16 protein-coding genes and 1 tRNA gene are annotated in these 12737 nt (G+C 57.7%); 2 read left to right on the plus strand and 15 right to left on the minus strand.

Annotated features, from left to right (window positions below):
- The first annotated feature begins 29 nt into the window (after positions 1-29).
- Both JIO00_RS22580 and JIO00_RS22585 read left to right on the plus strand, forming a co-directional pair.
- A complete protein-coding gene (locus JIO00_RS22580; protein WP_003175786.1) occupies positions 30-242 on the plus strand; it encodes a cold-shock protein in 213 nt (70 codons plus the stop codon).
- Positions 243-336: 94 nt separating this feature from the next.
- On the plus strand, positions 337-825 hold the full coding sequence (locus JIO00_RS22585; protein WP_077748705.1) for an RDD family protein: 489 nt from the start codon (positions 337-339) through the stop codon (positions 823-825).
- A gap of 138 nt (positions 826-963) precedes the next feature.
- Here the strand turns inward: JIO00_RS22585 and nadA are convergent, their stop codons facing one another.
- From nadA to JIO00_RS22660, 15 genes are all read right to left on the minus strand, one after another.
- Positions 964-2022, minus strand: a complete 1059-nt coding sequence (nadA, locus tag JIO00_RS22590; RefSeq protein ID WP_077748706.1) for a quinolinate synthase NadA — start codon at positions 2020-2022, stop codon at positions 964-966.
- Between the two features lie 272 nt (positions 2023-2294).
- Positions 2295-2370, minus strand: a tRNA-Lys gene (locus JIO00_RS22595).
- A gap of 63 nt (positions 2371-2433) precedes the next feature.
- A complete protein-coding gene (gene queC / locus JIO00_RS22600; protein ID WP_154501453.1) occupies positions 2434-3126 on the minus strand; it encodes a 7-cyano-7-deazaguanine synthase QueC in 693 nt (230 codons plus the stop codon).
- A 1-nt stretch (position 3127) separates the two neighbouring features.
- Positions 3128-3775, minus strand: a complete 648-nt coding sequence (gene queE, locus JIO00_RS22605; protein WP_077748728.1) for a 7-carboxy-7-deazaguanine synthase QueE — start codon at positions 3773-3775, stop codon at positions 3128-3130.
- 167 nt (positions 3776-3942) lie between these two features.
- Complete coding sequence (gene ybgF / locus JIO00_RS22610) at positions 3943-4782, minus strand: tol-pal system protein YbgF (RefSeq protein WP_077748707.1); 840 nt, start codon at positions 4780-4782, stop codon at positions 3943-3945.
- A 6-nt stretch (positions 4783-4788) separates the two neighbouring features.
- Positions 4789-5286 (minus strand): peptidoglycan-associated lipoprotein Pal, encoded by a 498-nt coding sequence (pal, locus tag JIO00_RS22615; RefSeq protein WP_003178634.1) that lies wholly within the window; start codon positions 5284-5286, stop codon positions 4789-4791.
- A gap of 52 nt (positions 5287-5338) precedes the next feature.
- Positions 5339-6607 (minus strand): Tol-Pal system beta propeller repeat protein TolB, encoded by a 1269-nt coding sequence (tolB, locus tag JIO00_RS22620; RefSeq protein ID WP_187699818.1) that lies wholly within the window; start codon positions 6605-6607, stop codon positions 5339-5341.
- Between the two features lie 29 nt (positions 6608-6636).
- Positions 6637-7716, minus strand: coding sequence for a cell envelope integrity protein TolA (gene tolA / locus JIO00_RS22625; RefSeq protein WP_010457470.1), 1080 nt, complete (start codon positions 7714-7716; stop codon positions 6637-6639).
- Positions 7716-8168 (minus strand): protein TolR, encoded by a 453-nt coding sequence (tolR, locus tag JIO00_RS22630; protein WP_161807482.1) that lies wholly within the window; start codon positions 8166-8168, stop codon positions 7716-7718. The genes tolA and tolR overlap by 1 nt, the downstream gene beginning before the upstream one ends.
- 23 nt (positions 8169-8191) lie before the next feature.
- Positions 8192-8887 (minus strand): protein TolQ, encoded by a 696-nt coding sequence (tolQ, locus tag JIO00_RS22635; RefSeq protein ID WP_008147369.1) that lies wholly within the window; start codon positions 8885-8887, stop codon positions 8192-8194.
- The gene (ybgC, locus tag JIO00_RS22640) at positions 8877-9344 is read right to left on the minus strand and encodes a tol-pal system-associated acyl-CoA thioesterase (protein ID WP_010457477.1); all 468 of its coding nucleotides are present in this window, start codon (positions 9342-9344) and stop codon (positions 8877-8879) included. The genes tolQ and ybgC overlap by 11 nt, the downstream gene beginning before the upstream one ends.
- A gap of 126 nt (positions 9345-9470) precedes the next feature.
- Complete coding sequence (gene ruvB, locus JIO00_RS22645; protein WP_200666875.1) at positions 9471-10532, minus strand: Holliday junction branch migration DNA helicase RuvB; 1062 nt, start codon at positions 10530-10532, stop codon at positions 9471-9473.
- Entirely contained in the window at positions 10533-11147 is a 615-nt protein-coding gene (ruvA, locus tag JIO00_RS22650) for a Holliday junction branch migration protein RuvA (protein WP_077748709.1), read from the minus strand.
- Between the two features lie 115 nt (positions 11148-11262).
- Positions 11263-11787: a crossover junction endodeoxyribonuclease RuvC gene (gene ruvC, locus JIO00_RS22655; protein ID WP_008147379.1), complete on the minus strand. Its 525-nt coding sequence runs from the start codon at positions 11785-11787 to the stop codon at positions 11263-11265.
- A 125-nt stretch (positions 11788-11912) separates the two neighbouring features.
- Positions 11913-12659 (minus strand): YebC/PmpR family DNA-binding transcriptional regulator, encoded by a 747-nt coding sequence (locus tag JIO00_RS22660; RefSeq protein WP_154912402.1) that lies wholly within the window; start codon positions 12657-12659, stop codon positions 11913-11915.
- Positions 12660-12737 lie beyond the last annotated feature (78 nt).

A 12737-nucleotide genomic window follows, 5' to 3' on the forward strand; every position in this document is an offset into this window, starting at 1 on the left:
ATTAATTTTTGCGTCAAAGGAAATAAGAAATGTCCCAACGTCAGAGCGGTACCGTCAAGTGGTTTAACGACGAGAAAGGTTTTGGTTTTATCACTCCAGAAAGCGGTCCGGATCTGTTCGTGCATTTCCGCGCTATTCAGGGCAACGGCTTCAAAAGCCTGAAAGAAGGCCAGAAAGTGACTTTCGTTGCTGTGCAAGGCCAGAAAGGCATGCAGGCTGACGAAGTACAAGCAGAAGCCTAATCTTCTGTAACGAAAAAGCCCCTGATGCTGACATCAGGGGCTTTTTTGTGCGCGTAAATCCGTAAAATAGCTTTTTTTCCGTCCAGAGGCTGTCATGTCGAAACACCTGCTCAACCCCCAGGGCGACTTTCCCGCCGCCACCCTGGGCCGTCGCCTGGCAGCGATGTTCTATGACTTCCTCTTGTGCACCGCCCTGCTGATCGTCACCAGCGGCATTTACAAGATGATCCAGATGGCGATCATCGGCGAAGACAAAATGCGCACATTGACCGAATCCGGCGCGCTGGACGGTGATCCGCTGCTATCGACGGTGTTGCTGTTTGTGTTGTTTGGTTTTTTTGCCAAGTTCTGGACCTGGTCCGGTCAGACGCTGGGTATGCAGGTGTGGTGCATTCGCGTGCAGAACGCGGATGGTTCGTCCATCAGCCTGTGGCAGGCGCTGCTGCGGTTTGTCGTGTCGATCGCATCGCTGTTGTGCGTTGGCCTTGGGTTCTTCTGGTCGCTGTTCGATAAACAGAAACGCAGCTGGCATGACATGTACTCGAACACGCAGCTCGTGCGCATTCCGAAGAAGAACAAGTAGCTGCGGGAAGCAAAAACCACTGTGGGAGCGAGCCTGCTCGCGATGGCGGTGCCTCAGTCAACATACATGTGACTGACGGACCGCCATCGCGAGCAGGCTCGCTCCCACAGTTTTTATCCCACAGTTTTTTGCGAGTACTTAAGCGTTACCGGCCAGTTTCATCCGAGCAGCCTGGGTGAAGTCGAGCATCCGCTTCAACGGCCGAATCGCCTGCGGAATCAACGCCGGATCCACAAAGATCTCGTTCGTCCCCTCCTTCAAGCACTTCAGCGTGCGCTCAAGGGTGTTCATCGCCATCCACGGGCAATGTGCGCAACTGCGGCACGCTGCGCCGTTACCAGCCGTTGGGGCTTCGATGAAGACCTTGTCCGGGCACAGCTGCTGCATCTTGTAGAAGATGCCGCGATCGGTGGCGACGATCAGGGTCTTGTTCGGCAGGCTCTGTGCCGCCGCAATCAACTGACTGGTGGAACCGACGGCGTCCGCCAGTTCGATCACCGAGGTCGGCGACTCCGGGTGCACCAGAATCGCGGCGTCCGGGTACAGCGCCTTCATGTCTTCGAGCTGCTTGGACTTGAACTCTTCGTGAACGATGCAGGCACCGTCCCACAGCAGCATGTCCGCACCGGTCTGGCGCTGGATATAAGTGCCCAGATGCTTGTCCGGGCCCCAGATGATGGTTTCGCCGTTATCCATCAGGCTTTCGACGATCTCCAGCGCGCAGCTGGACGTTACCACCCAATCCGCCCGGGCTTTGACCGCCGCCGAGGTGTTGGCATACACCACCACCGTGCGTTCCGGATGCTGATCGCAGAACGCCGAGAACTCATCCACCGGGCAACCCAGGTCCAGCGAGCAGGTCGCTTCCAGGGTTGGCATGAGAATGCGTTTTTCAGGATTGAGGATTTTCGCGGTTTCGCCCATGAACTTCACACCGGCGACCAGCACAGTCTTGGCCGGGTGAGCACTGCCGAAGCGCGCCATCTCCAGTGAGTCGGAGACGCAACCACCGGTTTCTTCGGCCAGGGCCTGAATCACCGGATCGCAATAGAAGTGAGCAACCAGCACCGCGTCCTGAGCCTTGAGCTCGGCAGCGATGGCGGCACGGTAAAAAGCTTCCTCTTCAACGGTCAGCGGCTTGGGCTGCTTGGCGTCGAGGTGGGCTTGAACCAGAAGGCGTTCGGAAATTTGCGTCATGTTCGCAAGACCTGCAGGCGCTTTCGCGCGAAAGTCGAGTATACACCCGGCTCCGGACCCTTCAGGGTACCGCCGGGAGAGTGAGTATCATCAGGCACGGACATCGGTGAAGCTGCGCAAGGCTACAGAATATCCCGTGGATGCAAAAGATGATTCTGACCTGCGTCACGCGGTGCAACCCCGCGTTGAGCCGAGGTCAAATCGCGGACAAAAAAAAATCCGGAAATCCTCACTTGCGTGGGCCTTCCAGACTTTTAAAACTGCTACAAAAATGGTGGGTCGTGTGGGATTCGAACCTACGACCAATTGGTTAAAAGCCAACTGCTCTACCAACTGAGCTAACGACCCGCTGTGTGGTGGCGCGTATAATACTGATTTTTAAGGACTATTCAACACCTAATTTGAAATAAATCAAAAATAAGGTGTTGGGTCGCTCACGCCGGCCGCTGCAAAGCCTTCTGCACGCAGTCGGCAGCTGTCGCATTTACCGCACGCACGACCATTATCGTCCGCCTGATAGCAGGAAACGGTCAGCCCGTAATCGACCCCCAGCTTCACGCCTGCCTGGACGATCTGTGCCTTGCTGAGGTTCTGCAGTGGCGCCTGGATGCGGAAGCCATTGCCCTCTACACCGGCCTTTGTCGCCAGATTGGCCATGCGCTCGAAGGACTCGATGAATTCGGGACGGCAGTCCGGGTAACCGGAATAATCCACCGCGTTCACGCCGATGAAGATGTCGCGCGCGCCGAGCACTTCAGCCCAACCCAGCGCCAGAGACAGAAACACCGTGTTGCGCGCCGGCACATAAGTGACTGGAATGCCTTCCCCCAACTCTTCAGGAATGTCGATGCTGCTGTCGGTCAGTGCCGAGCCGCCCATACCGTTCAAATTGAGGCCGATCACCTTGTGCTCGACCACGCCCAGGTCGCGGGCGACTCGTTCTGCGGCGTGCAACTCTACTTGAGACCGCTGACCGTAATCGAAGCTCATGGTGTAGCAGCTGTAGCCTTCAGCACGGGCCATGGCCACGACCGTCGCGGAGTCGAGACCGCCGGATAGCAGGATGACCGCACGTTTTTCAGCAGTGTTCAGTTGTTCAGTCATCTCAGCGCCCCGGCTCGTCATTCCAAAGATATTTATGCAGCTGCAATTGCAGACGCACTGGCAGGTTGTCCGCCACCACCCAGTCAGCCAGATCCCGCGCATTCAGGTCATGGTGGCTTGGCGAAAACAGCACTTCGCCCGCACGCGTGTCCAGGCCGTACTGAATCAGCTTGGACACCGCCCAGTCGTAGTCTTCCCGCGAGCAGATGACAAACTTCACCTGGTCGTTGGGCGTGAGCAGTTCGATGTTTTCGTAGCGGTTGCGGTGTGCTTCTTTCGAACCCGGGGTTTTCAGGTCGACGACCCGACTGACCCGTGGATCGACCGCCGAGATGTCGAGCGCGCCGCTGGTCTCCAGCGACACTTCGTAACCGGCGTCACACAACTGCTTGAGCAATGGGATGGCATTGGGTTGCGCCAGCGGCTCGCCACCGGTGACACAGACGTAACGCGGACGGAAACCGGCCACTTGCTCGAGGATGTCGTCGAGGGGGCGAATGGTGCCGCCGGTGAACGCGTAGGCGCTGTCGCAGTATTGGCAACGCAATGGGCAACCGGTCAGGCGCACAAAAACTGTGGGCAGCCCGGCAGTCCGCGTTTCACCCTGCAACGAGTAGAAAACTTCGGTGATTCTCAATGTGTCTTGCATAGTCGCCACGGGCATAACAGCTAAACAGGCTGTCCGCCTCCGTCAGGCACTTCAAGGAACCCCGCCAACGCGCAGATCCCAAAAAGCGTGTTTCAGAAAAAGGGCGTGAATTCTAACGAAAAAACCCGCGACAGGCGCGGGTTTCTTCAAAACGGGTAAAGCAGCCCTTACATTTTTTGCAGATCACGCTGGGCCAGCTGCGCAGCGGAAGTGCCCGGATACTGGGACACAACCTGTTGCAGAATGCCTTTGACCTTGTCGGTGTGACCGAGGCGGCGTTCTACATCAGCCAGCTTGTACAGCGAATCAGGCACTTTGGGGTGCTTGGGGTATAGCTGCGAAACCTTGGCAAATGCCTGACCTGCACCTTGCAGATCGCCTTTGGCCAAATTGACTTCGCCCAACCAGTATTGGGCATTGCCCGCGTACTGGCTGTTCGGGTACTTGCGCAGGAATGCGGCAAAAGCCTGACTGGCCTTGTCGAAGTCCTTGGCTTTGATCAGGTCGAAGGCTGCATCGTAATACAGTTTTTCCTTCGCCGGATCAGCCGGTTCGCTACCCGCAGCAGGTGCCTGAGCGGCGGCCGCTCCTGCACCTGCGCCAGCGGCGGCACCGGGGGCATTCAAACTGCCACCGGTGGAAGAATTATCAGGAGTCGCGGCTGGTGCAACGCCGGTTCCTATGCGCCGATCAAGATCCTGATATCGCTCCAGGCTCTCTTGCTTCATGCGCGCTACATCATTCTGCAGAACTTCGATCACACCCTGTTGGCGTGAAATCTGCTCCTGCATGGATTGCAATTGGTTGAACAGCTCGCCCTGTGCCGAGACAGGGGTCGAAACCCCTCCCCCGGCATAGGCGCCGTTCGTACCGTAACCCGCAGGCGGATTGCTACTCCCGCTATTGTTATAGCCGGAGTCGTTATCGACCACAGGAACCGCAGCCCACACCGCAAGCGGTGCGAGGCTGAGAGCCAAAACAGTTACAGCACGACGGCACGTTCGCATGACGAATTACTTACGCAGTTCGACGCGACGGTTTTGAGCCCAGGACTGCTCGTCGTTGCCGGTAGCAACTGGACGCTCTTCGCCGTAGGAAACCAGTTCCAGCTGAGCTGGGGAAACACCTTGCAGTACCAGGTAACGCTGAACGGCTTTCGCACGACGCTCGCCCAGTGCCATGTTGTACTCACGAGTACCACGTTCGTCGGTGTTGCCTTCCAGAACAACGCGAGCGCCGTTTGCTTTCAGGTCTTTGGCGTGAACGTCCAGAGCGCGCATGGCTTCTGGCTTCAGGTCCGAGCTGTCGTATTCGAAGTAGAAGGTAGTGATTGCGCGCAGAGCAGCTTCTTCGCTCAGGGAGCCATCAACGGCACCAGTGTTAGCGCCGTAACCAGCGTTTGGATCAACAGCGCCTTCACCGGCATTGTCGCCGCCTTTGGACGAGCAACCTACAGCTACAGCCATGGCCAGAGCCAGCGCAGCAAATTTACCAAACTTCAGCATTTCCATCGTGAAACTCCTAATGAACCCCAGTGTGTTAAGTAAAACGTGTAGCGCCGCGTCAGTTCAGGTAAGGGGACCAGGAAGGTTCTCTGACTTCGCCTTGTGCGGTAGGAAGCGGGAGCCTTACGCGTCCATTAATGGACACGAGCATCAAGACTCCCCGGCCCTGCTGGCGGGTGGCGTAGATTACCATGGTGCCGTTGGGCGCAACAGTAGGCGACTCGTCCAGAGTGCTATCAGTGAGGATCTTTACACTACCGCGCTGCAAATCCTGGGCCGCCACCTTGAAATTAGTGAAGCCATCCTGGCGGTGAATCATCACCAGGGTCTTTTCATCAGCCGAAAGTTTAGGGTTGGCGTTGTAGTTACCAATAAAGGTCACGCGTTCCGCACCGCCACCACCGACGCTGGTTTTGTAGATCTGTGGCTTGCCGCCACGGTCGGAGGTGAAGTAGATGGTCGAACCATCCTTGCCCCAGAACGGTTCGGTGTTGATGCCGGGACCATTGGTGACGCGAGAGATCTGACGCGAGCCCAGGTTCATCACGTAGATGTCCGGGTTACCGTCTTTCGAGAGTACGAATGCCAGGCGATTGCCATCCGGCGACCAGGCAGGCGCGCCATTGAGGCCTTCGAAGTTGGTGATCTGCTCACGGCGACCGGTGTCGATGTTCTGCATGAAGATACGCGGACGCTTCTGCTCGAACGAAACGTAAGCGATGCGCTTGCCGTCCGGTGCGAAACGCGGCGACAGGATCGGCTCGCGCGATTGCAGCAGAGTCACGGCGCGGGCACCGTCATAGTCCGAGCGTTGCAGCGTGTAGCGCGTGTTCTTCTCGGAGAAACGTTCGGCCGTCACGTACAGCAGGCGTGTCGAGAACGCACCTTTGATACCGGTGAGTTTTTCGAACGACTGATCGGCGATGTAGTGCGCCATGTCACGCAGTTGATCGACGCTGCCCGACACGCTGCCGGTCAGCACTTGCTGTTCGGTGGCGACGTTGAACAGAGCGTATTGAACCTGCAGGCGACCGCCCGCTGGAACGATGCTGCCGACCATAATGTACTGAGCGTTGATCGCCTTCCAGTCACGGAAAATGATTTCGCTGGCCTGGCTCGGCTGGCTGATCATGTTCTGCTTTGGAATCGGCGCGTAGTAACCCGAGTTGCGCAGGTCGTTGCCGATGATTTCGGCCATGTCATCCGGCAGCACGGTGCCGCCCTGGAAACCGAATGGCACTACGGCAATTGGAGTTGCCTGGGAGCTACCACTGCTGACCAGGATATTTTTTTCATCTGCTGTGGCCAGTCCTGCAAAGCAGAACATGACGACAAGCAGTCCTCGAAGAAGGTTTCTCACAAGGCTAGATCCTCAGGTGTGAATGTCATCTTGAATGAACGATAGGGTGCGAAATCAGCTGGCTTCAGACCCTGCATTTCGGTCAATCGACCAATATTTTTTACCGCCGCTACCGCTGAACTGTCGAACGGTACATCACCGCTGGACTTGGCAACCGATACGCCGGAGATTGTTCCATCAGGCAGCATGTTGATTTGCAGAATCACTTTCATGCCCTTGCGGGCCGACGGTGGCTGCGCCCAACCTTCGGAAGCACGCGAGCGAATCAAATCGTCGAAGTTACCCGCGACTTCATCACCCGTTTCATCCGCCAAGGCCTGCTGACGCTCCGTCGTGTCGGAAAGCAGATCGGCCAGGGCCTGAGCTTTTTTCTCATCGACGGATTTACGCGCCGCTTCCTGCGATTTTTTCTTCGCAGCATCGGCAGCAGCTTTCTTCTTCGCGTCTTCGGCGACTTTCTTCTTCGCCTCTTCAGCTTCGGATTTCTTCTTGGCGTCTTCCGCGGCTTTCTTCTTCGCGTCTTCGACAATCTTTTTCTTGGCTTCTTCAGCGGCCGCTTTCTTGGCCTCTTCTTCAGCCGCTTTCTTGGCTTCTTCTTCAGATTTCTTCTTGGCTATATCAGCCAATTGTTTCTCTTCGGCCTTTTTGGCTTCGGCGGTCTTCTTCGCTTCATCGGCTTTCTTGGCTTCATCAGCCTTTTTTGCCTCTTCCGCTTTCTTGGTCTCGTCGGCCTTCTTGGATTCTTCGGCTTTTTGAGCCGCATCTTCCTTCTTTTGTTCCGCGGCCTTGATCGCTTCCTGTTCGATCTTTTTCTGTTCCATCTGTTCGACTTCGGTCTGACGCGCGGCGGATTTCTTCGCCTCACCCGCAATCTTCTGATTGGTCTGGGTGGTCGCCTGACTTTTCGATTTCAGTTGGTACAAGGTCGCCTGGACAATCGGCTTGGCCGGCGGCAACTCCGGTGTGAAGGCGAAACTGACGAACAGCATGCCGAACACCAGCACGTGCAAGACAATCGCCAGGACACTAGGCCAGAAGTAGCTTTCCGAGGCGGACGGCTCTCGCATTTGCTGCATCAGGGTGCCTCGGTAATCAAGCCAACATTACCGACCCCGGCTTTCTGCAACCCGCCCATGGCGCCCATCACGGAACCGTAATCGACGGTCTTGTCACCGCGGATGAACACCTGGGTGCGCTTGCCGCCTTCAGTACCGGCGCGAATGATCTTGGTCACCGCGTCAGTCATCTGCGGCAAGGTCATGGCCTTGTCCTGTTGCTTTTCAGTGTCGACTTCGCTGCCAAGGTTCCAGTAGTAGGTCTTGTCAGCCTTGATCGAAATGGTCAGGACCTGGGTGTTGTTGTCCTGCGGCAAGGCTTCGCTGGAAACCTTGGGCAGATCAACTTTCACGCCCTGATTGAGCATCGGAGCGGTCACCATGAAGATGACCAGCAGCACCAGCATCACGTCGATGTAAGGCACCACGTTCATCTCGGCAACCGGCTTGCGCTTTTTGCGAGCTCGAGCGATTAAAGCCATTGGAAATTACCTGCTTATTCTTCGCTGGTGTGCACTTTGCGGTGCAGGATCGCCTGGAATTCATCGGCGAAGGTGTAGTAACGGCCCAGCAGGGTTTCACTGCGAGCAGCGAAACGGTTGTAAGCGATAACGGCCGGGATGGCTGCGAACAGGCCGATCGCGGTAGCAATCAGTGCTTCGGCGATACCCGGAGCCACGGTGGCCAGGGTCGCTTGCTGGGCAGTGGCCAGGCCACGGAAGGAGTTCATGATCCCCCAGACCGTACCGAACAGACCGATGTACGGGCTGACGGAACCGACGGTAGCGAGGAACGGCAGGCTCTGTTCGAGCTTTTCTTCTTCGCGGGAAATGGCGACGCGCATGGCACGGGCCACGCCTTCCATGACCGCTTCCGGGTCAACGCCTGGCTGCTGACGCAGACGGGAGAATTCCTTGAAACCGGCACGGAAGATCTGCTCGACGCCCGAATCCGGGTCCGGGTTGCTACCGGCCTGACGGTAGAGTTTGGACAGGTCGATGCCGGACCAGAAGCGCTCTTCAAAGCTCTCCAGGGCACGTCGACCAGCGCGCAGCAGGTTGCTGCGCTGAAAGATCATGATCCATGAGGTCACCGATGCGGCTACCAGGATCAGCATTACCAGTTGCACCACGATACTGGCATTGCTGACCAGGCTCCACATGGAGGAATGGTCGACGACGTTAGCTTCCACGCTTTATCTCCTGCTTTGAGTGTGTACCCGCGCCGCTCACGTCGGCAAAGGCCGCACGTAGAGCTTCGGGAATGGCCCGGGGTTTTAAACTTTCAGTGCGCACACAGGCCACCAGAAACTGCCCTTCGCAGAGCAGCGCATTATCCGTGGCTCGCCTGACCTGCTGTTTGAAGCGCAGGCTGACACGGTTCAATTCGATTACTTCAGCGCTTACCAGAAGTTCGTCGTCCAGTCGCGCCGGCGCGTGATAACGCGCTTCGCTGGAATGCACGACAAACAACAGGTCCTCGCCTGCCAGCTGGGACTGGGCAAAGCCCAGATCCCGGAGCCGCTCGGTTCGAGCCCGTTCCATAAACTTGAGGTAATTGACGTAATACACGATGCCGCCCGCATCGGTGTCCTCGTAATAAACGCGACAACGAAGTGCGAAAGGCTCAAGCCCGTTTTGCGCGCGCATACTCTAGTGCTTACTCCTCAGGTTGCCAATCCGGCCAGGCAACTGTTTTTCATTGATTCGCGGCTTTCTGGCAAAAGCACGGTCCTAGGACCGCGCAAATCCCGAATAAATCGGCCCGAAAGGTGATTAATCGTCTACCGCATCGAGGAACTCGTCTACAACGGGCATCTCGCCCAATCGTGACGGAATGTTTAAACCGAAGTGCAGATACGCGTGCCGAGTGACCACTCGCCCCCGCGGCGTGCGCATGATGTAGCCCTGCTGGATCAAATATGGCTCCAGCACGTCTTCAATGGTGTGACGCTCTTCGCTGATCGCCGCGGCCAGACTGTCCACACCCACCGGCCCACCGTCGAACTTCTCGATCATGGTCAACAGCAGGCGCCGGTCCTGGTGATCGAAGCCACGCTCGTCGACGTCCAGCAGGTTCAAGGCCAGGTCGGCGATCGGTTTGGTGATGTGGCCCTTGGCACGCACTTCGGCGAAATCCCGAACCCTGCGCAACAAACGGTTGGCGATCCGCGGCGTGCCACGGGCACGAAGGGCGATCTCAAAGGCGCCCTCCGGGTCCAGCGGCAAGCCGAGGATGTTCGCCGAACGACTGACAATCGTCGCCAGGTCGGCGGTGTTGTAGAACTCCAGGCGCTGGACGATGCCAAAGCGGTCGCGTAACGGGTTGGTCAGCATGCCGGCCCGCGTCGTCGCCCCCACCAGGGTGAACGGCGGCAGATCCAGTTTGATCGAGCGCGCAGCCGGCCCTTCACCAATCATGATGTCGAGCTGGAAATCTTCCATGGCCGGGTACAGCACTTCCTCGACGATCGGCGAGAGCCGATGGATTTCATCGATAAACAGCACGTCGTGGGGTTCAAGGTTGGTCAACAGCGCCGCCAGATCACCCGGGCGCTCAAGCACCGGGCCCGAAGTGCTCTTGATCGACACGCCCATTTCCTGGGCGATGATGTTGGCCAGGGTGGTTTTACCCAGACCCGGCGGGCCGAAAATCAGCGTGTGGTCCAGGGATTCGTTACGCCCGCGTGCGGCCTGGATGAACAACTCCATTTGCTCGCGAACGGTCGGCTGGCCAATGTACTCGGCCAGGCTGACGGGGCGAATCGCCCGGTCCTGGACTTCCTCGCGGTCGCGAGGGCCGGGCGTGGCGGCAATCAGACGATCAGCTTCAATCACTTAGATCATTCCCTTCAGGGCACGACGAATCATGTCTTCACTGCTCAAACCTTTCTCCTTGATCGCGGAAATCGCCTTGCTGGCTTCCTGCGGCTTGTAGCCCAGGGATATCAGCGCGCTGACCGCGTCATTTTCGGCGGTGGCAACCGGCGCCACATCAGGCCCGCCCGGCTGGTTCGGCACCAGGGCGAACATCGCCGGCACAGTTTCCCAAGCCTTGAACCGGTCCTTGAGTTCCACCAGTAAACGCTCGGCCGTCTTTTTGCCCACGCCCGGCACCTTGGTCAGCGCCGAGGTGTCCTGGGATTGCACGCAACGGACCAGCTCATCCACTTCCAGGCTCGACATCAATGCCAGGGCCAATTTCGGCCCCACACCATTGAGACGGATCAACTCGCGAAAAAAGTCTCGCTCACGCTTGCCGAAGAAGCCATAGAGTAACTGCGCGTCTTCACGTACGACCAAATGGGTGTGCAAGGTCAGTGGTTCACCGACCGACGGCAAGCGATAGAGCGTGGTCATGGGCACTTCCAGCTCATACCCCAGACCGTTTACATCCAGAATCAGGTGCGGCGGCTGTTTCTCAGCCAGTGTGCCGCGCAAGCGTCCAATCACGTTTCAGATCCTTGAGCGTTGGCCAGATCAATGACTGGCGGCTGACAGAACAAGGGGTTTGCGCCGACAACACAGGCGCAAAACCCTCATTCGCTAAAAATGATTGCTGATGCTATCAGAGACGCAGGCGCCCGCCACGACTGCGTGCCGTTCCCAGGCCATGGGGCAACAGGCTGGAACGGGTATGCGCGTGGCAAATGGCAATGGCCAGGGCATCCGAAGCATCGATTTGCGGCTTGCTGGTCAATTTCAGCATGTGCATGACCATCATCTGCACTTGCTCTTTATTGGCGGCACCGGTGCCGGTCACTGCTTGTTTGACCTGGGTTGCGGTGTACTCAGCGATTTCCAGGCTTTCTTCGGCACCCGCCACGATCGCGGCGCCCCGGGCCTGACCAAGCTTGAGGGCAGAGTCGGCATTGCGCGCCATAAAGACTTTTTCGATGCCCATGGTCACCGGGCCGTAGGTCTGGATGACTTCACGCACACCGCGATAGACGATTTGCAGACGCTCATGCAGTTCGCCGGACCCGGTGCGAATGCAGCCCGACGCCACATACACGCAACCACGCCCGGTATCGCGTACCACGCCATAACCGGTGATGCGCGAACCGGGGTCGATACCAAGAATTAAAGTCATAACGCCTGCAGCTCAAAAATGATGCCTGCCGGCAATTGCTTGCTCGGCGTAAAGGCAGAAGCCGGACATGCCTGGCGGTAAACATCACCGCCTGCACTTCCGGCTTCAAGAGTATTGCAGATCAATCAACCCAGCTGTGCGGCCACCGACTCTGGAATATCCGCGTTGGAGTAGACGTTCTGCACGTCATCCAGGTCTTCAAGCATGTCGATCAGCTTGAGCACCTTCTCGGCACCTTCCAGGTCCAGTTCAGCGCTGGTGGTCGGCAGCATCACGATTTCCGCATCATCACCTTTGAAACCTGCCGCTTCCAGCGCGTTACGCACGGCGTAGAAGCCGGCGAACGAGGTGAACACGTCAATCGAACCGTCTTCATGGGTGACCACGTCATCGGCGTCAGCTTCCATGGCCGCTTCCATCAGCGCGTCTTCATCGACACCTGGCGCGAAGGAAATCTGCCCCTTGCGCTCAAACAGATAAGCCACCGAACCGTCGGTCCCCAGGTTGCCACCGCACTTGCTGAACGCATGGCGAACAGCAGCTGCGGTGCGGTTACGGTTATCGGTCATGCACTCGACCATCACCGCCACGCCACCCGGGCCGTAGCCTTCGTAGGTCAGTTCGACCATGTCGTCGGTATCGGCTGCACCGGCACCGCGGGCGACTGCGCGATCAATGATGTCGCGGCTCATGTTCGCACCTAGCGCCTTGTCCAGCGCCAGGCGCAGGCGCGGGTTGGAACCCGGATCACCGCCGCCCTGACGGGCCGCAACGGTCAGCTCACGAATCCACTTGGTGAAAATCTTGCCCTTCTTGGCATCCTGACGTTCTTTGCGGTGCTTGATGTTCGCCCACTTGGAATGACCCGCCATATCTCGCTCCGAATTTCTCTTTGAAACATCGCCCGCCGCGCACGTTGTGTCGGCCAGCAACAAAAAATCTCGACCTAA

Origin of the sequence: Pseudomonas sp. SW-3, from assembly GCF_016615645.1 — a bacterium.
Lineage (GTDB): Bacteria > Pseudomonadota > Gammaproteobacteria > Pseudomonadales > Pseudomonadaceae > Aquipseudomonas > Aquipseudomonas mandelii.

Bases quoted from the DNA above. Each gene is read 5' to 3' on its own strand.
- JIO00_RS22585 (WP_077748705.1), top strand. From the start codon at position 337: ATGTCGAAACACCTGCTCAACCCCCAGGGCGACTTTCCCGCCGCCACC.
- ybgC (WP_010457477.1), bottom strand. From the start codon at position 9,344: ATGCGCGCGCAAAACGGGCTTGAGCCTTTCGCACTTCGTTGTCGCGTT.
- queE (WP_077748728.1), bottom strand. From the start codon at position 3,775: ATGCAAGACACATTGAGAATCACCGAAGTTTTCTACTCGTTGCAGGGT.
- ruvC (WP_008147379.1), bottom strand. From the start codon at position 11,787: ATGACTTTAATTCTTGGTATCGACCCCGGTTCGCGCATCACCGGTTAT.
- queC (WP_154501453.1), bottom strand. From the start codon at position 3,126: ATGACTGAACAACTGAACACTGCTGAAAAACGTGCGGTCATCCTGCTA.
- nadA (WP_077748706.1), bottom strand. From the start codon at position 2,022: ATGACGCAAATTTCCGAACGCCTTCTGGTTCAAGCCCACCTCGACGCC.
- ybgF (WP_077748707.1), bottom strand. From the start codon at position 4,782: ATGCGAACGTGCCGTCGTGCTGTAACTGTTTTGGCTCTCAGCCTCGCA.
- tolB (WP_187699818.1), bottom strand. From the start codon at position 6,607: ATGTTCTGCTTTGCAGGACTGGCCACAGCAGATGAAAAAAATATCCTG.
- tolA (WP_010457470.1), bottom strand. From the start codon at position 7,716: ATGCAGCAAATGCGAGAGCCGTCCGCCTCGGAAAGCTACTTCTGGCCT.
- pal (WP_003178634.1), bottom strand. From the start codon at position 5,286: ATGGAAATGCTGAAGTTTGGTAAATTTGCTGCGCTGGCTCTGGCCATG.
- JIO00_RS22580 (WP_003175786.1), top strand. From the start codon at position 30: ATGTCCCAACGTCAGAGCGGTACCGTCAAGTGGTTTAACGACGAGAAA.
- JIO00_RS22660 (WP_154912402.1), bottom strand. From the start codon at position 12,659: ATGGCGGGTCATTCCAAGTGGGCGAACATCAAGCACCGCAAAGAACGT.